The organism is Hyphobacterium sp. (assembly GCF_965217055.1).
GTDB lineage: Bacteria > Pseudomonadota > Alphaproteobacteria > Caulobacterales > Maricaulaceae > Hyphobacterium.
In genome coordinates, this window is the sequence record NZ_OZ244227.1 from 1722443 (window position 1) to 1745119 (window position 22677).

The following is a 22677-nucleotide window of genomic DNA, read 5'->3' on the forward strand; positions in this document are numbered from 1 at the left end:
GACCTGGATCAAGGCCACACATGATGGAATCGTTTTCTGGGCTTGCGAATTGTATAGATACCGTTTGAGGCGCTTCTAATAAAGAATTGCAGGCGCGCTGTATTGACGCGCGACAAGTCGATCAGTCCCAATACTTGTTAACTGCCCTTATGAATGTGGTGTCTGCCCGGTGCAGCCGGGTGTCTCGACACAAATGGGGGACAGCAATGCATACACTCGACGGGGTCACAAAAGGCCAGCAGCGGCAGGCGCTCGGGATGAGCCTCCTGGCGTTCACGGTCTGCTTTGCCGTGTGGACGATCTTCTCGATCATCGGGGTGCGTATCAAGCAGGAGCTCGGCCTGTCCGAGACCCAGTTCGGACTGCTGGTGGCGACACCCGTCCTGACCGGATCCATCAGCCGGATATTTCTCGGCATCCTGACCGAGCAATATGGCGGCCGGATCATGTTCCCGATCCAGATGGTCACGACGGCTGTGGCAGCTTTCCTGCTGTCGATGGCTGACAGCTATCCCCTTTTGCTGCTCGCTGCGCTGGGCGTTGGCCTGGCCGGCGGATCTTTCATCATCGGCATCGCCTATGTGTCGCGCTGGTACGATGCGAAGTCGCAAGGTACGGCGCTCGGCATTTTCGGCGTCGGAAACATGGGCGCAGCGGTGACCAATTTCGGCGCACCCTTCCTGGTTGTCGCCTTTGGATGGCAGCAAACGGCGCAGATCTATGCCGGCGTCCTGCTTGTTATGGCGGTCGTGTTCTGGGTGTTCACCAAGGACGATCCGGTTGTGGTCGAGCAACGCAAGAGCGGCCAGAAACGGCCATCGGCGCTGATGCAGCTCGAACCGCTGAAAAACCCGCAGGTCTGGCGGTTCGCGACCTACTATTTTTTCGTCTTCGGCGCCTTCGTCGCGCTCGCCTCATGGCTGCCGCGCTATTATGTTGGCGCCTACGGGCTGGATTTGCAGACCGCTGGCATGCTCGCCGCCGCGTATTCGCTTCCGGCCTCGATCTTCCGGGCGCTCGGCGGGTGGATGTCTGACAAGTGGGGCGCACGTTTCGTGATGTACCTCACCTTCATCATTTCGCTGATCTGCCTGTTTGTCCTGAGCTATCCGGAGACCCGCTACATCGTTAGCGGCATTGATGGCCCGATCGAATTCAGCTTCGGCATCGGCGTGGGCCTGTTCACCGTGCTGACCATCGGGCTCGGCTTCGTGATGTCGCTCGGCAAGGCGGCGGTCTACAAGCACATCCCGGTCTACTATCCGCATCATGTCGGCGCGGTTGGTGGCCTGGTCGGGATGATTGGCGGGCTCGGCGGATTCGTGCTGCCGATCAGCTTCGGCATAATGAACGACCTGACCGGCGTCTGGACCAGCTGCTTCATGCTGATGTTTGTGATCGTCCTCGTATCCACGATCTGGATGCACGTCGCCATCCGCCGCATGGAACAGCGCAAATATCCGGCTCTGGCCGATGAGAAACACCTCAGCGATGTGCCCGACGAGCCACTCCCCGCTCCGCAGGCTAGCTGAGACCGTTCCGTGGTGACGTGCGCCACACCGCGCGCCACCACGGCCACACCACAACAAGGACACCGAAATGGCCAAGGACCTCTATAACTGGAACCCCGAAGATCCCGAGCAATGGGAGACGACCGGCAAAGGTATCGCCAACCGCAATCTCTGGATCTCGATTCCCGCCCTGCTGTGCGGTTTCGCCGTGTGGCTCTACTGGGGGATCATCACGGTCCAGATGATCAATCTGAACTACGGGTTCAGCCAGGCCGAGCTATTCACGCTGACGGCCATCGCCGGCCTGTCCGGTGCGACACTGCGTATCCCTTCGACTTTCTTTATCCGGCTTGCGGGTGGGCGCAACACGATCTTCTTCACGACCGCGCTGCTGCTCCTGCCGTCGGCCGGTACAGCGATCATCCTGCAGAATCCGGACACGCCGCTATGGCAGTTCCAGCTGATGGCGCTGCTGTCGGGATTCGGCGGCGGCAATTTCGCCAGCTCGATGTCAAATATCAGCTTCTTCTTCCCCAAGAAGGTGCAGGGCTATTCGCTGGGCATGAATGCCGGGCTCGGCAATTTCGGCGTCACCACGATGCAGATCCTGATCCCGCTGGTGATGACGGTGGGGATTTTCGGCGGCACCTCGATGGTGCTGCAGAACACGTCAGGCACGCTGATCGGCCGTATTCCGGCGGGGACCGAGACCTACCTCCACAATGCCGGCTTCATCTGGGTCGCGATCCTGATCCCGGTGGTCATCGCCACCTGGTTCGGCATGAACAATATCCGTGACGAGCACGTCTCGCCGGACATCGGTTCGCCGCCGGCAGCATTTGCGAAGATTGCCGGCATGCTCGCGATCGGCCTGCTCACGGCCGCCGCCGGGCTTTGGCTGATGCTGCCTGCGGACGCCAATGGATCCGGTTGGGGCATTTCGAAATGGCTGGTGCTGCCGGCCGTCATCGCGGCCACCGTGTTTGCCCTGAAAGCGATACCGGGCGCAATCCGCAAGAGCCTCGACCGCCAGTACAAGATATTCCGCAACAAGCACACGTGGGCGATGACGGTCATCTACACGATGACGTTCGGCTCCTTTATCGGCTACGCCGCCGCTTTCGGGCTCGCCATCAAGGTGATTTTCGGCTTCCAGCACCTCGAAATCGACGGCGTGATGACGCACGACACGATCAATGCGAACGGGCCGAGCGCGTTGATGTTTGCCTGGACCGGCCCGTTCATCGGCGCGCTGATCCGGCCCATTGGTGGCAAGCTTGCGGACCGCTTCGGCGGCGCGCTGGTGACCCAGGTGATCTCGGTCGTCATGGTGATCTGCGCGCTCGGTGTTGCCTGGTTCATGAGGCAGGCCTACGGGTCGGCGACGCCGGAAGTCTATTTCACGCCCTTCCTGGTCCTGTTCCTGATCCTGTTTGCGGCCACCGGCATCGGCAATGGTTCCACCTTCCGCACCATCGCCATGGTGTTCGATCGCGAGCAGGCCGGGCCTGTGCTGGGCTGGACTTCAGCCGTGGCCGCCTATGGCGCCTTCATCATCCCGCAGGTCTTCGGAGAACAGATCCGCGCCACCACGCCAGAATACGCGTTGATCGGTTTTGCCGTCTTTTACGCCGTCTGCATCGCCATCAACTGGTGGTTCTACCTGCGCCCCGGCGCCTATGTGAAGAACCCGTAAAGGATTGAAACCATGAGCCATCTACTTGATCGCCTCACCTTCTTCACGCGCAAGACGGAAACCTTTTCCGACGGGCACGGCATCACCACCACCGAGGACCGGAAGTGGGAAGACGCCTACCGCAAGCGCTGGCAGCACGACAAGATCGTGCGCTCTACCCATGGCGTGAACTGCACCGGATCGTGCAGCTGGAAGATTTACGTCAAGGGCGGGCTGGTGACCTGGGAAACCCAGCAAACTGATTATCCACGGACCCGGCCCGACCTGCCCAATCACGAGCCGCGCGGATGTTCGCGCGGGGCGAGCTATTCCTGGTACATGTATTCAGGCAATCGCCTGAAATACCCGCTGATCCGCTCGCGCCTCCTGAAAGCGTGGCGCGCGGCGCGCCAGACGCTCGCACCGATGGCGGCGTGGCGCTCGATCCAGGCGGATCCTGACATCCGAGCGTCCTATGTCTCCAAGCGCGGCTCCGGCGGTTTCGTGCGCGCCGACTGGGACGAGGTCAACGAGATCATCGCCGCGGCCAATGCCTACACGGCGAAGGAATACGGGCCGGACCGGGTGTTCGGTTTCTCGCCGATCCCGGCAATGTCGATGGTCTCCTACGCGGCCGGGTCGCGCTATCTCTCGCTCTTGGGCGGCGTCTGCATGTCCTTCTATGACTGGTATTGCGATTTACCGCCGGCCAGCCCGCAGACCTGGGGCGAGCAGACGGATGTGCCGGAATCGGCCGACTGGTATAATGCCGGCTTCCTGCTGATCTGGGGCTCGAACGTGCCGCAGACCCGCACGCCGGACGCCCATTTCTATACCGAAGCGCGGTATCGCGGCACCAAGAGCGCGGTGATCTGCCCGGACTATTCGGAGGCCGCGAAGTTCGGCGATATCTGGCTCAACCCCAAGCAGGGAACGGATGCCGCGCTGGCCATGGCGATGGGCCATGTCATCCTGCGCGAATACCATCTCGACCGGCAGGCGCCGTATTTCGAGCGTTATGCGCGCGAGAATACCGACATGCCGAATCTCGTCCGGCTGGAGGAGAAAGACGGGCGCATGGTGCCCGGCCGGTTGCTGCGCGCCTCGGATTTCGACGACAAGCTGGGCGAGGACAATAATCCGGAATGGAAGACGATCGCCTATGATCGCAAGAGCGGCCGCTATGTAGCGCCGCTCGGCTCGGTCGGCTTTCGCTGGGGCGAAAAAGGCAAGTGGAATCTCGAGCAGAAGGACGGCAAGGGCGAGGAGACCGAGCTCGAACTGTCCTTCATTCTCGATGACCGCCATGACGAAGCGGTCGATGTTGCCTTCCCCTATTTCGGCAACAAGCACCACGACCATTTCGCCGGAACCGATCATCCCGACGTGCTGATGCGCAAGCTGCCGGCACGGCGGGTCAAGCTGGCCGACGGCGACGCGCTGGTGGTCACTGTGTTCGACCTGCTGTGCGCAAATTACGGGCTGGATCGCGGCCTCGGCGGCGATCACCTGGCGGACAGCTATGACGAGGCAGCACCCTACACGCCGGCCTGGGCCGAGCAGATCACCGGGGTCGACCGACAGAAGATCATCGCTACGGCGCGGGCTTTCGCCACCAATGCCGAAAAGACCGAAGGCAAGTCCATGGTCATTCTCGGGGCCGGTCTGAACCACTGGTATCACATGGACATGAATTATCGCGGCATCATCAATTTGCTGGTGATGTGCGGCTGTATCGGCCAGTCCGGTGGGGGCTGGGCGCACTATGTAGGTCAGGAAAAACTGCGTCCGCAAACCGGCTGGCAGCCGCTGGCCTTCGCGCTCGACTGGAACCGTCCGCCGCGGCACCAGAACTCCACCTCTTGCTGGTATGCGCACACCGACCAGTGGCGCTACGAGACGCTGGATGTTGCAGAGATCGTGTCGCCGACGGCCCCGGAAGGCGATTGGTCCGGTGCGATGATCGACTGGAATGTTCGTGCCGAGCGCATGGGCTGGCTGCCGTCTGCGCCGCAGCTGCAGACCAATCCGTTCGAGGTCTCGAAAGCGGCAGAGAAGGCCGGCAAGGACCCAAAGGAATTTGTCGTCGATAGCCTCAGCGCCGGTGATTTGCGGATGTCATGCGAAGACCCGGACAATCCGGCGAACTGGCCGCGAAACCTGTTCGTCTGGCGTTCGAACCTGCTCGGCTCTTCGGGCAAGGGCCACGAATACTTCCTGAAGCACCTGGTTGGCGCCGCGAATGGCGTGATGAGCGAAGAAACCGGACCGGAGCACCGGCCCTCGGAAGTCGAATGGCATGACGAGGCGCCGCAAGGAAAGCTCGACCTTCTCGTCACAATCGATTTCCGGATGTCGACGACTTGTGTCTATTCCGACATCGTTCTGCCGACCGCGACCTGGTACGAGAAGAACGACCTCAACACCTCGGACATGCATCCCTTCATTCACCCGCTCACCGCGGCGGTGGACCCGGCCTGGGAAGCGCGCAGCGACTGGGACATCTTCAAGGGGCTGGCCCGCAAGCTCTCCGACATTGCGCCGGAAGAGATGGGCGAGGAAACGGACATTGTCCTGATCCCGATCCTGCACGACACGCCGGGCGAGATCGCCCAGCCTTTCGATGTGAAAGACTGGCGCAAGGGCGAGATCGAGCCGGTGCCGGGCAAGACGATGCCGCAGATCGCGGTGGTGAAACGCAATTATGCCGATCTCTATCGCAAATTCACCTCGCTGGGTCCGATCATGGACCAGCTTGGGAATGGCGGGAAAGGCATAAACTGGAACACCGAGCACGAGGTCGAGCACCTCGCCGCCCTGAACGGAGTGGTTCTCGAAGAGGGCGTGTCGAAGGGCCGGCCGAAAATCGAGACCGCGATCGACGCGGCAGAGACCATTTTGATGCTGGCGCCGGAAACCAATGGCGAGGTGGCGGTCAAGGCCTGGGCGGCATTGTCGGAAAATACCGGTCGCGACCACACTCACCTGGCCGTTCCCAAGGAAGACGAGAAGATCCGGTTCCGCGATGTCGTGGCGCAGCCGCGCAAGATCATCTCCTCACCGACCTGGTCGGGGATCGAGAGCGAGAAGGTCTGCTACAATGCCGGTTACACGAATGTGCACGAGCGCATTCCGTGGCGCACGCTGACCGGGCGCCAGCAGCTCTACCAGGATCACAAATGGATGCTGGCCTTTGGTGAAGGGCTGTGTGTCTACCGGCCGCCGATCGATACGGCGACGATTGCGCCGGTGATCGACTCGAAGCCGAACGGCAATCAACAGATTGTGCTGAACTTCATCACGCCGCACCAGAAATGGGGCATCCACTCAACCTATACCGACAATCTCCTGATGCTGACCCTGTCGCGCGGCGGGCCGATCGTCTGGTTATCGGAAGATGACGCAGCTGCGGCCGGCATCGTCGATAATGACTGGGTCGAAGCCTACAATTCAAACGGCGCGCTGGTCGCCCGGGCCGTGGTCTCGCAAAGGATCAAGTCGGGCACACTGTTCATGTACCACGCCCAGGAGAAGATCGTGAACGTGCCCGGTTCGGAGCTGACCGGACAGCGCGGCGGCATCCACAATTCGGTAACGCGGGCGACGCTGAAGCCGACGCACATGATCGGCGGTTACGCCCAGCAATCCTACGGATTCAATTACTACGGAACCGTCGGCTCGAACCGCGACGAGTTCGTGATCGTCCGCAAGATGGACAAGGTCGACTGGCTCGAAGGGCCGGCCGCCGACGCAATGGAGGCGGCAGAATGAAGATCCGCGCGCAAATCGGAAAAGTCCTCAATCTGGACAAGTGCATCGGCTGCCACACCTGCTCGGTGACCTGCAAGAATGTCTGGACCAGCCGCGAAGGCGTTGAATACGCTTGGTTCAACAATGTCGAGACCAAGCCCGGCGTCGGCTATCCCAAGGACTGGGAGAACCAGGGGCGTTGGAATGGCGGCTGGAAGCGGGCGAAGAATGGCAGCCTGCACCCCAAGATGGGCTCCAAATGGCGGATCCTGGCGAAGATATTCGCCAATCCGGACCTGCCGCAAATCGACGATTACTACGAGCCCTTCACCTTCGATTACGGCCATCTGCAGACCGCCGGGGAGTCCAAGGCCTTTCCGACGGCGCGGCCACGCTCGCTGATCTCCGGCGAACGCATGGAGAAGATCGAGTGGGGCCCGAACTGGGAGGAGATCCTCGGCGGCGAATTCTCAAAGCGCTCGGAGGACTACAATTTCGAGGGCGTCCAGAAGGAGATCTACGGCCAGTTCGAAAACACCTTCATGATGTATCTGCCGCGCCTGTGCGAGCACTGCCTCAACCCGACGTGCGCGGCGGCCTGCCCGTCGGGCGCGATCTACAAGCGGGACGAGGACGGCATCGTCCTGATCGATCAGGAGAAATGCCGCGGCTGGCGAATGTGCGTGTCCGGCTGTCCCTACAAGAAGATCTATTTCAACTGGTCGAGCGGCAAGTCGGAGAAATGCACCTTCTGCTACCCGCGGATCGAGGTCGGTCAGCCGACCGTGTGTTCGGAAACCTGCGTCGGGCGGATCCGTTATCTCGGTGTGCTGCTGTACGACGCTGATCGCATTGAGGAAGCGGCCTCAACGGAGAACGAGGAAGACCTCTACCAGGCGCAGCTCGATATCTTTCTCGATCCCAACGATCCGGACATCCAGGAACAGGCCCGCAAGGACGGTGTGCCGGAAGCCTGGATCGAAGCCGCCAAGCAATCGCCGGTCTACAAGATGGCGATCGACTGGAAAATCGCATTCCCGCTGCACCCGGAATACCGGACGCTCCCCATGGTCTGGTATGTGCCGCCACTGTCGCCGATCAAGAATGCCGCCGAAACCGGGGCGATCGAAAGCGACAATGGCATGCCTGACGTTCGCTCGTTGCGCATTCCGCTGCGCTATCTCGCCAATCTGCTGACGGCGGGCGACGAGGCACCGGTCGCTTTGGCGCTGGAACGCATGCTCGCCATGCGCGCCTACATGCGCGCCAAGACGGTAGACGGTATTGTCGATCCCTCGATTGCAGAAGCCGTCGGCCTCGATCAGGCGCTGATCGAGGACATGTACCAGATCATGGCGATTGCGAATTACGAGGATCGCTTCGTGATCCCGACTTCGCATCGCGAGGAAGCCGAAGAGGCATTCGATATTCGCGGCGAATGCGGCTTCAGCTTTGGCAATGGCTGCTCCGACGGATCGAGCAAGGCGTCACTGTTCGGCGGGCCGCGCCGACGTGCTCAGGTAACCCCGATGGAGAAAAGCTGATGACCCGGACCTTCAAGGTATTGGCTGCCCTTTTGAATTACCCGACCCCGGAGATTGTCGCGGCGGCCGATGACTTCATCCCGGTGATGAAGGCAGAAGACTTGCTCGGCAAACGAGAGCTCGCGGGGCTGGAAAAGCTGTCACAGCAACTGGCTGATCGCGATTTGTATGATCTGCAGGAACGCTATGTTCAGCTGTTCGATCGCTCGCGCTCATTGTCGCTGCACCTGTTCGAACATGTTCATGGCGAGAGCCGCGACCGCGGCCAGGCGATGGTCGATCTCAAGGCGCTTTATGAAAGCCACGGTCTGGAACCGGCGGCCAATGAGCTGCCGGACTTCCTGCCGCTCTTCCTCGAATTCCTGTCGACGCAACCGCTCGCCGAAGCGCGCGCGCTGCTCGGCGAGGCCGCGCATGTGATCGACGCGTTGACCGAACGCCTGCGCAAGCGTGACAGCATCTATGCCGGAGTTTTCCGTGCACTGGGGCAGCTCGCCGATCGCGATGCCGCGCTCGCTGATGCAGAGGTGGAAACTCCGGCAAACGAAGACGAGTCGCTGGAGGCCATCGACAAGGCCTGGGAGGAGGAACAGGTCGTGTTCGGACCCGATCCGAATGCCGGCTGTCCCGTTGCCAGCGACATGCTCAACCAGATGGCTTTGCCGCCTGACTCCAATGCATCGAAAGGAGATCGGCCATGACCGAGTTCCTGCACAATTTCGTATTTGGCATCTATCCCTATATCGCTCTGTCGGTCCTCATTGTCGGCTCGATCATTCGCTATGACCGCGAGCCCTACAGCTGGCGGGCTGGCTCAAGCCAACTCTTGCGGCGCCGACAACTGATGATCGGGTCGGTCCTGTTCCATGTTGGCGTGTTGGTGATTTTCGTCGGCCATCTGGTTGGCTTGTTGACGCCAATCGCGGTGTTTGATGCGCTTGGGATTGGCCACGGCGCCAAGCAGATGCTGGCGATCGTGGCCGGCGGTGTCGCAGGTGTCCTGGCATTGGTCGGAGCGAGTCTGCTTCTGCATCGGCGGCTGTTCGATGCACGTATCCGATCCACGACGAGTTTCGCCGACATGGCGATTCTGCTGCTGCTCTATACGCAACTGCTGTTGGGGCTGGGGACGATCGCGGTCTCCCTGCAGCACCTGGATGGGCACGAAATGGTGACCTTCATGAGCTGGGCGCAGGGCATCTTCACCTTCCAGGCGGATGCCGCGCAGCACATCGTTCATGCGCACTGGTTGTTCAAGATGCACATCTTCCTCGGGCTGACGATCTTCCTGGTCTTCCCGTTCACGCGGCTGGTTCACATGTTCAGCGCACCGGTCCGCTACGTGTTCCGCAGCGGCTACCAGGTGGTGCGCCGGCGGGCCCGGAAGGAGGCAGCGAAATGAGCAAGGCTTCGCTGATTTCCAACACGCCTGACCAGCCGGTGCCGGTGAGTGTCAATGGCATTGCAATCTCGCCGGAAAACATCGCTGCGGAAGCGCAGAACCACGCCTCCGACCGGCCGGAGAAAGCCTGGGCGGCAGCCGCCGAGGCATTGGTGATCCGCGAGGCGCTGTTGCAGAAGGCCCGCGCACTGGGTCTCGTCGCGCAGCCTGTCACCGACGCATCTGACCGAAAGGAACCGGAGGACGACGCCCTGATCCGTCAGCTGCTGGAGGCCGAAGTTTCGGTGCCGAATCCCGACCTGTCCTCCAGCCAGCGTTATTTCGAGAACAATCGCGGGCGATTCCGTTCGGCCGATCTCTATGAAGTTGCGCATATCCTGCTGCAGGCCGACAAGCGCGATGCGCTCGCCTATTCCCGCGCGAAGCGGGAGGCCGAGGCGTTGATCGAGGCGTTGCAGGACAAGCCCGGTCAATTCGAGCGGATGGCGCGGGACCGGTCGGACTGCCCTTCGGCCAATGACGGCGGACGGCTCGGCCAGATTGCCGCCGGCCAGACGACGCCGCTGTTCGAAGCGGCGGTGCGCGAGATGCAACCAGGCGAGATCAGCGCGTCGCCGGTCGAGACGCCCTACGGGTTTCACATCATCCGGCTTGACCAGAAGGCGCCCGGCACGGTGCCGGATTTCGAAATTGCCCGTCCGCTTGTCGAGGAATTCCTGCGCGATGCCAGTTGGCGGCGTGCCGTCTCGCAATTCATTTCGCTGGTGATCGGTGAGGCAACCATCACGGGCGTCGCACTGAACGGCGCAAAAACGCCGCTGGTCCAGTAGGGCCGATAAAAGGGAGAGCCGCAATGAGCAGGCCATTTCTACAGATTTCGCGGTTGGCAGGCGGTCTCGTGCTGGCGGCCAGTTCTGGCGCGCCGGCCCTGGCCGACCCGGAATTCCTGATCGACGCGCGGCTTCGCTATGAAAGCGTCGACCAGGACGGCTTCGCAGACAGCGCGCAGGCGCTGACCCTTCGAACCCGATTCGGGATTGATAGCGGTCCGATGAACGGGTTCCGCTTCCTGGTCGAAGGCGAAAACGTCTTGCATCTCGTTGATGACTTCAATTCGACAACGAACGGCCAGACGGGTTTTCCCGTGGTGGCGGATCCGGAGGAGACCGAACTCAACCGCGCGCAATTAACGTATACGGGTCTGGACGACACAACCCTGACGCTCGGACGCCAGCGGGTTATCCTGGGCGATGCACGTTATGTCGGCAATGTCGGCTTCCGTCAGAACGAGCAGACGTTCGACGCTCTGAGATTGAGCTTTGAAGGCGTTCAGAACCTGACGCTCAACTATCTATATCTCGACCGCGTGAACCGAATATTCGGAGATGATCACCCTGCCGGTGAGTGGGATCTCGACGGTCACGTGGTGACAGCCGAATTCGCCGCGCCGGCCGGCCGGTTGTCCGGCTTTGCCTATCTGATCGACAATCAGGATATTGCTGCACTTTCATCGGCGACATTTGGCGCGCGCTGGCAGGGCGAAATCTTGCGCGAGGGGTCGCCTGTGTTCGGGTATTTCGCGGAGTATGCGCATCAGACCGACTATGGCGACAATCCGGCCAGCTTCGATCTCGGCCTGTTCCGGGCCCAGGCGAGCCTGTCGCAGAACGGTATCTCCGGTGCAGCCGGTTTCGAGATTCTCGAAGGAGATGGCGCGCGCGGCTTCGCAACGCCGCTGGCGACCTTGCATGCCTTCCAGGGCTGGGCCGATGTATTTCTGGCCACCCCGCCGAGCGGAATCCGTGATCTCTACATCCGCGGCGGTTGGACGGTCAGTGACCCTGTCTTCGGCCAGGGATTGTCGCTGGCCGCAGTCTACCACGATTTCGAAGCGGAATCCGGGGGCGGATCACTTGGGTCTGAAATCGATCTCGTCGCGACCTCGCGGCTGACCGAGCATGTCTCGCTGCAGTTCAAGGCGGCGTTCTATGACGGGCCGGATAATGGTCCCGCCGACCGCAACAAGCTCTGGATCGCGCTCACCGTGACCCGCTAGGAAGAGGAGGCCGGGCAACCGGACAGGCCGATGATTGGCGACCTTTTGGAGAATAATCTCGTCTGGGCGGACACCAAGACGCGAAAGGATCCAGACTTCTTCCATCGCCTCGCGCGGCAACAGCACCCCGATTATCTGTGGATCGGCTGTTCCGACAGCCGGGTGCCGGCAAACGATATTGTCGGCCTTGATCCCGGCGAATTGTTCGTGCACCGCAATGTTGCCAATCTTGCGCCGTCACAGGACGCGAATTTCCTGTCGGTTCTGCAGTTTGCTGTCGAAGCGCTGAAGATACGTCACATCATCGTCTGTGGTCATTACGGTTGTGGTGGCGTGGCGGCGGCAATGTCCGGCGAGCGGCACGGGCTGATCGATCACTGGCTGCAACCGATCCGTGATGTGTCAGACGAATTGGCGCCCTATCTGTTACGACTCGAAGACCCCAAGCGCCGGCTGGATGCGCTGTGCGAGGCCAATGTGGCTGCCCAAGTCCGGTCAGTAGCGTGCAATCCTATCGTTCACGATGCCTGGAGCCGTGGCCAGGAGCTGGCCGTACATGGATGGATCTACGGGATCGACAACGGATTGATCCGTGATCTCGAATTGACGGTATCAAACCGCCGCCAGGTCTCGCGGCAATTTCCCGACCGGCTTTCGGTCTGGCTCGGCGCTGATCCGGGCGAATGCGCGACGGGGTGCCTCGGCGTGGTCGAAGCATAGCCCCTGGCGAAAGATCAGGGCAGGCGAATCCGGAACCGGCAGCAATATTCCGGTCGATCACAAATCTCGATCGAGCCATGATATTTCGTTTCGACCAGTTGCGAGATCAAGCGCGTGCCGAATCCGGTTCCCATATCGGTGGAGGCGTCGACGGGTGACGTGTCGCGCCACAGGACGGAGAGATAGCGCTCACTGTCCTCGCGGATCAGATTCCACGACAATTGAACATCGCCCGCCAATGATTTCAGCGCGCCGTACTTCGCGGAATTCGTGGCCAATTCGTGCCAGATCAACCCAAGATCAAATGCGAGATCACCGGGGATTTCAAAATCGCGTCCGGAAATTGAGACCAGCGACAGAAGGATAGCGGCAAGAACAGCGGAAAGCTTCGTTTTCATTGTTTCCTCCCGATCGATTTACCGATCGTGTTTAAGAAACGCTGTGACGGCTCTCCGGTTCCGGACTGTGCCTGGCCGACTATTGCTGCTGCGCTGCTCCTTGCCGCTCTTTCCCGTTGCGTCTAAAGCCACTCTAGGAGCCGTGGGCAATTGGTGTAGCGGCAGACAAGGGGACACGGATGCGTTCATTTATCGTATTGGCAGGGATCACCTGCATGGCGGGATGCGCAGGTGCCCAGAGCACGCCGGAAAACCCGCTCGCCGGCGAAGTGACGGACGCCCAGCCGCGGGTCGATTTCCCGTTGACGCTGGGTGCCGGCGATATCGTCACATTGACGACGTCTTCGGCGGAGAATTTTGACACGATCCTGGCGCTGACCGGACCGGATGGGCGCTTGCTGGCAGAAAATGACGACATGTCGCCTGGCACTTTGCAGTCACAGATCGTTCTGCAGGTGCCTGCAAGCGGCCGGTATACCGTCTCGGTGACCGGTTATGGCGGCTCGACAGGTGCTTTCGAACTCGACGTCGAGGATGGCGTTGATTTCGGCCTTTCTTCCGCCGCGCAGATACTGCGCGAGGACATTGTGGCGCTGAGCGCATCGACACCGACGCAGAGCTTTTCCGTGGATCTTGCGAGCGAAGATATCCTCGTGGCCACGACTTTTGCGCTGACCGGCGGGCTGGATACCACGCTCTCGCTGACCGGGCCGGATGGCATGGTTGCAAGCCAGAATGACGACCGCGGCGACGGGACGCTGAACTCGCAGATCGTTTACCAGGCCGAGCGGGCTGGGCGCTACGAGATCGAGATCGGTTCCTTTTCCGGCAACGAATCCGGCGATCTGGTGATTTCGCTGGCGATCGACCCGAATGCCGAGGTGCCATTTGATTTCAGCTCGATCGAAGGAGAGCAATTCGCGGACTTCAGTGGCGCGATCACCGACGACCAACCGAGCATCAGCTATCCGGTGGTGCTCGATGAAGGGCAAACACTCTATGCTTATGCCAACGCATTGAGCGGCGACCTCGACACGTTGCTGCGCTTGTCCGCCCCTGACGGTCACCCGGTAGCGGTGAATGACGACCGCGGCGACGGCTCGCTGAACTCCGCCATCGCCTACACGGCCATGCAGTCCGGCACCTACACGCTGGAGATGAGCCGCTATCAGGGTAGCCAGTCAGGCGGCGAGTTCGAGCTCATCCTGTCATTTGTCGACGCCGATATTGTCGACCTTCTCCAGGAGTTGCGCGAACGCGTGATCACGCTGAGCGGAGAAGTCGAGACAATCCAGACAGAGGATTTTCTCGTCCACTACACGCTGGAAGGCGATGATGCGTCTTCGCGCGAATACGCGCTATCCCTCGGTGAAGCCTTGCAGGAAATCTATGACATCCAGATCGGCCGCATGGGCTGGTCCGAGCCGATCCGCGACGATGACGGGCTTTACCGGGTCTTCGTTGCCGATGCAGGCGGCTCGCTCGGCGTGGCCTATCCTGTCGAAGTGGTCTTCGATAATCCGAACACGGCCGGTGTGCGCGAAAACGAGGCGGCAAGGGCGATTTTCCTGGTCGAGAACGATTTTCTCGGCCTTGGAAAGGAGGCCTCTGCCCACAGTCTGATGCGGGCGACGGCCACCCACGAATTCAACCACATTGTCCAGTATGGCTATGACGCCGAGGAAGAGCTCGGCTGGCTCTATGAATCAACGGCTTCGTGGATCGAGACGGTAACGGTCGGTGCCGATCAGGACGCCACGGATTATGTGGAGACGGACTATCGCTCACCGCACACATGCTGGACGACCACAGAAGGCGGATTCAACTATTCCCAATGGACATTGTTGCAATCGATCGCCGATGTGCATGGCGAGGACATGATCGTCCGCTTCTGGGAAAACAGCGTCGAGCTCGAGGGATTTGAGACCATGGAAGCGGCGTTGCGCGAAGCAAATACGTCGCTGCCGGACGTGATCCAGCGGTGGCGGGCTCAGAATTTCGCGCGCGACTACGATCTTGCTCCGCTGTTCGATACTACGGTGGCGCCGCGTGCGACGATCTCGGAAACCGGCCCTTGGCAATCCAAGGGTGGATTGGAGCAGCTCGGCGCAAATTATCTGGAACTGGCCCTCGACGGCGAGTTCATGGTCTCACTCGACGGCGATGCCGGTCTGGAAGTTCTGGCGCTTGGTGTGGCGGATGGGGCAGTCCATGTCATGCCCCTGGGCCGATCGGGCGGTGTGGATACAAGCGGCTTCGAGACCGTCTGGTTGATGGTGTTTCACCGCACAATGCCCGAGGAACCGGGCGCGTGTTCAGGGGTTGGCTACAGTCTCGATATCCAGCCGGCCAGCGTGATGACGGCCGAAGCAAGCTATCGATTCGATGCGCGGCATTTCGAAGTCCCGCAGGATTCGGTCGACGAAGACGGCTAGAGCGAAGGCGCGGCCACCATTATCGGTGCCACCGTTATCGGCATTGAAGGGCGTCCTGCCAGCCGGCAGGGCGCCCTTTGCTGGACGATGCGGATACGTCAATCCGGAACGGTTCTGACCGCTATCGATCCCGCACCGATCAGGCGGATCGATTCGATTTCGTCCGAGTCGAGCGAAGACACTTCCACAAACGCAACACCGACGCGATTAACCCCGGGTGACAGGTCGACGGATTCGCCCTGGCCCTGGACGCGGACCGTGAAGGTCGCAGATCCCCCTGACGCAAATGCCGAGACGCTTCGCGACGCTGCAAAATCGTCAAGGCAGGTTCCGTCATCTGCATCGGTCGAACAGATCGACAAGGTGAGGGGCAAGGTCGGGAAACCGTCTATTCCCTCGACGACGGAAATGGCCGCATCGGAGATGGCGAATGCCATTTCACTGGCGTCCTCCGAGTTGGTGGCAAAGGGGATGATATAGACGGGGCCTGACGTTACCCCGAGATTGCTCGCGGCAACCGAAAAACGGGCGGCGCCGTTCTCTGGCACTTCGACGACATTTCCGGTGGTCGCCGCCAAGACCGCGACAATGTCGGCGATCGGTTGCGTACTCAACGTCACAAGAACCGAATTGAGCTGGGTCGGCCGGCTGGCCGAGCCGTTGGCGCAACTGGCCAGCATTGGCAGGATTACAGTGCCGTCAATGTCTGCTGCCGGCGCGCCGCCAGTAATGGTTCCACCGAAGGCAAAAATCTGAGACTGGCCGGCAGGAATATCGACCGCCTCACCCGCGCCGCCCGCTTCCGGAGTCAACGGCATGAAGGTAAATACGCCGCGGCCTCCTAGCGGCGGACGGATTCCACAATCCGCCGCGTTGACTGACCCGCCTACTGATGCGGCCAACAATCCGGACGCGAAATTGCCCAGTTGCGCTGTGCGGACCATGGGGGCGACCGCCGAATTGACACTGGCCTCCGCCGGATCGCTACCAATCTGCCAGCGCAGCAGGACTTCGCCCTGCAGAATCGGATCCGATGTGGACGCAATGGTCTGGAGGCGAACCCAAAGCCCGCCGTCCGGAATATCAAAGAGAAGCGGCTCTGCTTCATCGAAGCCATTCGCATATTCAACCTTGCCTGCGACCAGCTCGTCCAGCGCCGTGCCCGTGAACGGCGTCACAATGGTGAGCGATACCGTCTGTTCTATGACGAGGCTGAGTTGGTCCCCGGACCCGCCCGTCGCCCTTAGCCAAACGGTTCCGCTTGTTGCTGACGACAGGCCGTCAGGTTCGCCGCTTTCGAATGTCGAACCCGCCAGGCTGACCAGTGCGCGACCATTGGGTGCCTCGAGTTCCAGAGCGTCTGCAAACGCATCATAGGGACCGGCGAGAGGGATGATGAACAGACTGAACGGGTCGCGTTCCTGACCGCCCATCGAATTTTCCGGGGGAGCATAATCGAATGCGATGTGAACCGTTTCGCCCTCGCTGCCAGCAATGTCGATACTGACGCTCTCATGTGTTGCCGAGCCGGCCGCGACCGTTTCGAGCGCAGCGAGTGACGTGCCGCGATAGACTGCCAGCGTGTTGCGGCCGAGACGGCCTGACGCGCCGATTCTGACCATGCCATCGCGCTGGAAAGTCAGCCTGTACCATGTCGTGTTTTCGGCGGCTTCGCCATCATGTGCCGGCTCACCGGCCTGGCGGGTCGCACCGAAGGATGACAGCTCGATGACCTGGAAATTGTCCCGCAGCACGAGTGCATCGGCAAAATCATCGTTGAAAGGACGCTCTGACGGCGAAGCGCCTGCGTAGCCGAGAACGCGTGCACCGATGTCCAGTCTCTGCTCGCCGCCGGGCCATTCGGCCTCGATCGTGATTTCGCCTCTTTGCTCGCCAAGTGTTACAGCGGCAAGGTCGAGCACAATATTGATCGGCGTGCTTGTACCCGGCGCAAGTTCAACGTCATAAGCGCGCACGTCCGCACCGAATGTGACAGCGTCGATGCCCTCCACCGCGATCGAGACGGTCATGGATTCGATGCCGTCATTGGTGAGCGAATAGGTAACGACATCAGGCGATTGCGGCCGGTGGACGTTGACGGTTGCGAAATAGTCCGTTGCCGGCGAGATGGAGAGCGGACCCGTCGCGATTTCAACGGCGGACATGTACTCATGGGCCTGTGCAACATCGATCCGGGTGCGCACCAATGAATTGTCGGGGTCGGTGACCGGCCGACCGGTCAAGCGCAGGGCGGTTTCGATATCATTGACGGACGCCTCAGGATGGGCAGCGGCGAGCAAGGCGAATGCCCCGGCGACGTGAGGCGTGGCCATGGACGTGCCGGAATAGGCGTCAACGGAATTCGCCGTCGTGCCGACCTCGACGGATGAACGGATCAAATGGCCGGGTGCCAGCAGGTCAACCATGAAGGCTGAATTGGAGAAACTTGTTACGGCGTCATTGCGGTCAGTTGCACCGACCGTGACGGCTTCGGAAATACAGGCCGGGTAAGAGACCGAGTCATTGTAATGATTGTTTCCGGAGGCGATCACCGTGGCAACGCCCGCGGATCTCAACAGCGAGATAATGGGTTGCAGGGCCATACCGGCCGGCGCGGCAAAGGGGCAGTAATCGAAATGGCGGCCGCCGCCCAGGCTCATGTTTGCCGCTGCGAGGCGGACACTTCCTCCGCCCGGGATTTCGATCACCCGGTTGCTGTAAACCCATTCCAGTGCCGCGAGGAGATCGCTGTCGAGCGCGGTGATATCGTTCTCCGCGACATGGAGGCTGAACACGTTGATCGCGACGATGCCGGCACCAGGGGCCATGCCGCGAAGCGTTCGCTCGATATTGTTTCCGTCCGTATAGGTGTAGTCGCGGCCCGCAACCGTGCCGGCAACATGAGTGCCATGACTGTCTTTGACCGCACACCACTCACACGCATCGCCTGCCTCTGTTCCGATCTCGACAACCTGACCGTTGGGACACCGCGATGTGGTTTCCACTGTGTAGGATGAAAAGCAGGCTGATGCGACGATCGCGTTGTTGAGCATCGGATGTTGATGATCGGTGCCGGTATCGAGAATGGCGACAGCGACGCCTTCGCCGGTCAGCCCTTCCCCGTGCAAGAGGCTGGCACCGGTCAGGGGCAGCGATTCATCCATGAAAGGCTCGTTGAAGCGATCCTCGGCGATCGCGACAACCTGCGGCAGTGCTGCCAGGAGTTCGATCTGGTCCCGGCTCGCCGACAAGGCAATCGCCGGTGTGAGGTCAAACTGCCGGGTCAGCATGAGCCCGTCCGGAAAGCGATCCGTCGGTTGGCCTTCGTCGCGCGCGATCGAGCTGGCGACCGCGTTACGTTCCCGCCGCAGGCTTTCAATACTGGTGCCGAAAGCCTGCTGTACGACGTTTTCCTGCATTTCGTGGATTGCCGCGGTGCGAGCTTCCATAAGGGAAACCGATGCGGCCGCCTCGCCAAGTCCCACGGACGGGGGTGTCAAATGGACGATGACCGGAATGGCATGGGATTCCAAACGTGCATCTGCCTCCGGCGACAATTCGATTGGCGCCTGCGCCCATGCGAGGCCGGTTGTCATCGTGACGATTGCCGCGAACAGAAAAGACAAGCTTCTTGCCAACATGGTTTCTCCCAAACTATCGCTAGCCTAGACCGAGCGCTAAGCCGTAGCGACAAGTTTAGAGGTCAACCGGGCGCACCAGTATTCTTGGTCTCCGGGATCGATCCGATGAATCCGTGCATTTGTCGCGCGAGAAAGCCGCCTTGCGTGCCGGATGAAACCGACTTCCATTCGCCAGTGAACAGAGTTATCGCGCGCATGTGCTACGGACTGTATGCATCAGCTGGCTGTTGACCGGCGTCCGGTGCTCCTTGGCAATGCCGAAAGGCGGCGCGGTAGAAATCGTACGGCAGCCCAAGCCTTTGGATTGATATGACCACGACCGCACCGCTCGACATCTATCTGTCCGTTTCACCGGGGCTCGAGGATGTCTTGTTGCACGAGGCAAGGCAGACCGGATTCAATGATGCCCGCACTGTGGCGGGCGGCGTGGAGTTCAGCGGCAGCTGGCCGGATGTCTGGCGGGCGAACTATTTGCTGCGTGGTGCGGTCCGGGTTCTGGTGCGCGTGGCGACTTTCCCGGTGGTTCACCTATCGCAGCTCGACAAGAAAGCCCGCAAGCTCGACTGGGCCAGCTGGCTGCCCAGGGGTGCTGCGCTGCAATTCTCGGCGAGTTGCCGCCAATCAAAACTCTATCACGCCCGAGCCGTGCAACAGCGCGTACGAGACGCGGCGCTGGAGGCTGTCGGCGGACGGATAGATGATGCAGACGGCCTGCGGGTCCAGATCCGGATCGCAAAGAATATCTGCACGATCAGCCTCGATACATCCGGCGAATTGTTGCACCGCCGCGGGTTCAAGCTGTCCGTGGTCAAGGCACCGATACGCGAAACCATGGCAGCGCTGTTGCTGCGCGCCTGCGGTTATGCCGGAGAAGAGCCCGTTCTCGATCCGATGTGCGGATCGGGCACATTCGTGATCGAGGCGGCCGAGATTGCGGCGGGATTGCCGGCCGGACGGGGCCGATCTTTTGCATTCGAGCGCTTGCCATCGTTCGACGCGGATAGGTGGACCGCTTTGAAAGCCGCGCACCCGGGGCGAGAGACCGCTTTTCTGTTTTCAGGGTCGGACCGGGATGCCGGTGCTGTCGAGGCTGCACGCGCCAATGCCGCGCGATCCGGTGTGACCGACATCACTCGGTTTGAAACGGCAGATATTCGCGACACTCGATCGCCAGGGGAGCAACCCGGACTGGTGATGATCAATCCACCCTATGGCGCCCGAATCGGCAACCGGAAGGCGCTCTATCCCGTGTACCACGCCATTGGTGATACTTTGCGGTCGCGCTTTTCCGGATGGCGCGTCGGCTTGGTAACAAGCGATGACGCGCTCGCGCGCGCAACGCGCCTGCCTTTTTCGCGGCCCGGCCCGATCATCGATCACAGCGGGATCAAGATACGCCTCTACCAGACAGCTCCGCTGGCGTAGACCAGGCGAATATAAAGTCAGCGAAGGCGGTCGTCGGGAACGCAGTCCCGGACCAGCATCGAACATTCCGCTGTTGTCCGGATCAGCCGGGTTTCGTCTGTCAGACCGTTCACAGATTCCTCGATCTCGATCTGGCGCGTCATCAAGACCGGTGCGAGCAGCACGGCGAGCGCGATACCGGTCGCCAAGCCCGCGAAGAAGGCGATTCCCATCCGCAGACGGCTACTGCCCGGTGACTGCGCGACTTGCGGCAGCGCCGGTTCCTCGGCCGGCTCGCTGTCGAGCGCGATCGGTTCCGGTGGCGTCGCGAGCACGTATCCGATCCGCGGCAAGGTCCGGATGGTGTCGTGACCGAGATGGCGGCGCAGACGCGAGACGGCCTGGGTCAGAGCTTCATCGGACCCGTTTTCTGCCCAGACCTTGTCAAGAATATCGCTACGACTCAGCGCCTTGCCCGGGGATTGGACGAAGAGATCCAGTAGCCGGGCAAGCCGCGGTTCCAGCCGGACTATGCCGTGCGCGGTCCGTATCAGGCCTTGCGCCGGATGATAGACGCGGCCGGAGATGCGGTAGGCGTTCTCTCCGGTATCGACATGCATTGTGTCGGGCATGTTTGGATTCCTTTCGAAAGCTTCTTCGTCAGGACGCAGAACAGTTCAACCGCTAGCTCTTCCCCTGTTCGAAGTGAAAACCACACGCCCGGAGGGATCAAATGACGAATTGGACAGGCTTGATTGCTGTGTCAGCTGCAGTCGTGGCTGCGGCCACCAGCCTAGCGGTGGAGGATTCCACTGGACCATCAGCCGGCCCATTGACGGGATCGGCCTTGAACCAGTCGCTGTCGGAAGCGGCCAACCGCCTCGATACGGCGGGCTTCGACGGGCATGTCAGCGTGTCGCTCAATGGCGAGATCGTGTTCGTCGCCTCGCTCGGTCCTGCAGACCCGGTGACCGGAACGCCCTACAGCCTCGTGACGCAGACCGATATCGGATCGATCACCAAGAGCGTGACGGGCTTGCTTGCGTCGCGTCTGATCGCCGACGGCAGGCTCGACCCGAATTCGACGCTAGCGGATTGGTTCGAAGCAGTGCCCGCCGACAAGGCCAATATCACGGTGCACCAATTGCTGACGCATAGTGCCGGATTCCCGCCTGCCATAGGTGACGATTACGCCGAAATCGGACGGGAAGCCTTTGTCAGGCAGGCCCTTGCTGCGGACCTGCAGTTCGAACCCGGTACGGCCTATGCCTATTCGAATGTCGGAATTTCACTGACGGGCGCGATCATCGAAAGGGCAAGCGGCGAATCCCTTGAAACCCATCTTCAGTCAGTGCTGGAGCCGCTTGGCCTGAGCGATACCGGCTATGCAGCGGTAATATCAACCACGCGTGCGGTCCGCACCGGACGTGGTGCCGATGTTGCCACTGCGAGCTGGGGTGGCGATGCCGCCAGCGATTACGGCTACGGCATCGTGGTCGAGGATCACCCGCTCTACGGCCGCTTTTACTGGCACAATGGGGGCAACGCGTATTTTACCAATCATTTCCGGGTATTGCCGGAGCCAGGCGTCGTGATCTTCGCGACCTCCAATGCGCGCGGTGTCGATCCCGACGTCGTGGCCGAGGTGATGTCGGCGGCGGTCTACGGGCGGCAGATCGATATCGCCGCGCAGCCTGCCGTCGATTTCGATCGTACGGTCGATCTCCCCGACACCGCAGCCGGTGTGCTTGCGAGGGCATTCATCGACACGCTGAATGCCGACCAGCCTTCGGACTGGCAGGCTTTCATCGAAACCCGGACCAGCCAAGCCTTCCAGGAACTGGTTCCGATGGAGGAACATCTCGGCATGTTCCGGAGTCTGCATCAGGATTTCGCCAGTGCTGCGATCTACGCCGTGGACGAAGGTGATGACGAAATACGTCTTGTCATGGGGCAGCCGGACGGACCGCTCGCGCGCGTCACGATCGGTCACGAGCCTGCAGGTGATGACCGCGCCATGAGCGGTCTGTCCATTGATGGTTTCTAGCGGCCTATGCCCGACTCGGCGGGCATAGGTATTCGCAACATCCAGGACGTTCGGGCTGTGCGCGAATGCCTCGTGAACGATAGCGGGGCAGATT

At 61.0% G+C, this 22677-nt stretch carries 16 protein-coding genes; 12 read left to right on the forward strand and 4 right to left on the reverse strand.

The annotated features are described in order from the left end of the window. The first annotated feature begins 206 nt into the window (after positions 1 to 206). The 9 genes from ACOOFN_RS08725 (at position 207) to ACOOFN_RS08765 (ending at position 12658) form a co-directional block, all read left to right on the forward strand. Positions 207 to 1532 carry an MFS transporter gene (locus ACOOFN_RS08725; protein WP_420430760.1) on the forward strand — a complete coding sequence of 442 codons (1326 nt, stop codon included), beginning with the start codon at positions 207 to 209 and terminating at the stop codon, positions 1530 to 1532. Positions 1533 to 1599: 67 nt separating this feature from the next. Continuing rightward, positions 1600 to 3207 carry an antiporter gene (locus ACOOFN_RS08730; RefSeq protein WP_420430761.1) on the forward strand — a complete coding sequence of 536 codons (1608 nt, stop codon included), beginning with the start codon at positions 1600 to 1602 and terminating at the stop codon, positions 3205 to 3207. A 12-nt stretch (positions 3208 to 3219) separates the two neighbouring features. After that, on the forward strand, positions 3220 to 6957 hold the full coding sequence (locus tag ACOOFN_RS08735) for a nitrate reductase subunit alpha (protein WP_420430762.1): 3738 nt from the start codon (positions 3220 to 3222) through the stop codon (positions 6955 to 6957). Beyond that, a complete protein-coding gene (gene narH, locus ACOOFN_RS08740) occupies positions 6954 to 8480 on the forward strand; it encodes a nitrate reductase subunit beta (RefSeq protein WP_420430763.1) in 1527 nt (508 codons plus the stop codon). The genes ACOOFN_RS08735 and narH overlap by 4 nt, the downstream gene beginning before the upstream one ends. Next, complete coding sequence (narJ, locus tag ACOOFN_RS08745; protein WP_420430764.1) at positions 8480 to 9181, forward strand: nitrate reductase molybdenum cofactor assembly chaperone; 702 nt, start codon at positions 8480 to 8482, stop codon at positions 9179 to 9181. Before narH ends, narJ begins: the two co-directional genes overlap by 1 nt. Further along, positions 9178 to 9882, forward strand: coding sequence for a respiratory nitrate reductase subunit gamma (narI, locus tag ACOOFN_RS08750; RefSeq protein WP_420430765.1), 705 nt, complete (start codon positions 9178 to 9180; stop codon positions 9880 to 9882). The genes narJ and narI overlap by 4 nt, the downstream gene beginning before the upstream one ends. Next, the gene (locus ACOOFN_RS08755) at positions 9879 to 10712 is read left to right on the forward strand and encodes a peptidylprolyl isomerase (protein WP_420430766.1); all 834 of its coding nucleotides are present in this window, start codon (positions 9879 to 9881) and stop codon (positions 10710 to 10712) included. The genes narI and ACOOFN_RS08755 overlap by 4 nt, the downstream gene beginning before the upstream one ends. Positions 10713 to 10735: 23 nt before the next feature. Beyond that, a complete protein-coding gene (locus ACOOFN_RS08760; protein WP_420430767.1) occupies positions 10736 to 11938 on the forward strand; it encodes a hypothetical protein in 1203 nt (400 codons plus the stop codon). 30 nt (positions 11939 to 11968) lie between these two features. Then, the gene (locus tag ACOOFN_RS08765; RefSeq protein WP_420430768.1) at positions 11969 to 12658 is read left to right on the forward strand and encodes a carbonic anhydrase; all 690 of its coding nucleotides are present in this window, start codon (positions 11969 to 11971) and stop codon (positions 12656 to 12658) included. Positions 12659 to 12672: 14 nt separating this feature from the next. Here the strand turns inward: ACOOFN_RS08765 and ACOOFN_RS08770 are convergent, their stop codons facing one another. After that, the gene (locus ACOOFN_RS08770) at positions 12673 to 13056 is read right to left on the reverse strand and encodes a hypothetical protein (protein ID WP_420430769.1); all 384 of its coding nucleotides are present in this window, start codon (positions 13054 to 13056) and stop codon (positions 12673 to 12675) included. 179 nt (positions 13057 to 13235) lie between these two features. On the opposite strand from ACOOFN_RS08770, the gene ACOOFN_RS08775 reads away from it, so the two are divergent. Beyond that, positions 13236 to 15491: a DVUA0089 family protein gene (locus ACOOFN_RS08775; RefSeq protein WP_420430770.1), complete on the forward strand. Its 2256-nt coding sequence runs from the start codon at positions 13236 to 13238 to the stop codon at positions 15489 to 15491. Positions 15492 to 15589: 98 nt separating this feature from the next. Here ACOOFN_RS08775 and ACOOFN_RS08780 read toward each other — a convergent pair whose 3' ends face one another. Further along, a complete protein-coding gene (locus ACOOFN_RS08780; protein ID WP_420430771.1) occupies positions 15590 to 19132 on the reverse strand; it encodes a S8 family peptidase in 3543 nt (1180 codons plus the stop codon). 62 nt (positions 19133 to 19194) lie between these two features. After that, positions 19195 to 19329, reverse strand: a complete 135-nt coding sequence (locus ACOOFN_RS08785; RefSeq protein ID WP_420430772.1) for a hypothetical protein — start codon at positions 19327 to 19329, stop codon at positions 19195 to 19197. 112 nt (positions 19330 to 19441) lie between these two features. Here ACOOFN_RS08785 and ACOOFN_RS08790 point away from each other — a divergent pair, with 112 nt between their 5' ends. Next, a complete protein-coding gene (locus ACOOFN_RS08790; protein ID WP_420430773.1) occupies positions 19442 to 20557 on the forward strand; it encodes a THUMP domain-containing class I SAM-dependent RNA methyltransferase in 1116 nt (371 codons plus the stop codon). A 17-nt stretch (positions 20558 to 20574) separates the two neighbouring features. On the opposite strand, the gene ACOOFN_RS08795 is transcribed toward ACOOFN_RS08790, so the two are convergent. Further along, on the reverse strand, positions 20575 to 21168 hold the full coding sequence (locus ACOOFN_RS08795; RefSeq protein ID WP_420430774.1) for a winged helix-turn-helix domain-containing protein: 594 nt from the start codon (positions 21166 to 21168) through the stop codon (positions 20575 to 20577). A gap of 101 nt (positions 21169 to 21269) precedes the next feature. Between ACOOFN_RS08795 and ACOOFN_RS08800 the strand changes: the two genes are divergently transcribed. Continuing rightward, entirely contained in the window at positions 21270 to 22583 is a 1314-nt protein-coding gene (locus ACOOFN_RS08800) for a serine hydrolase domain-containing protein (protein WP_420430775.1), read from the forward strand. Positions 22584 to 22677: the final 94 nt, after the last annotated feature.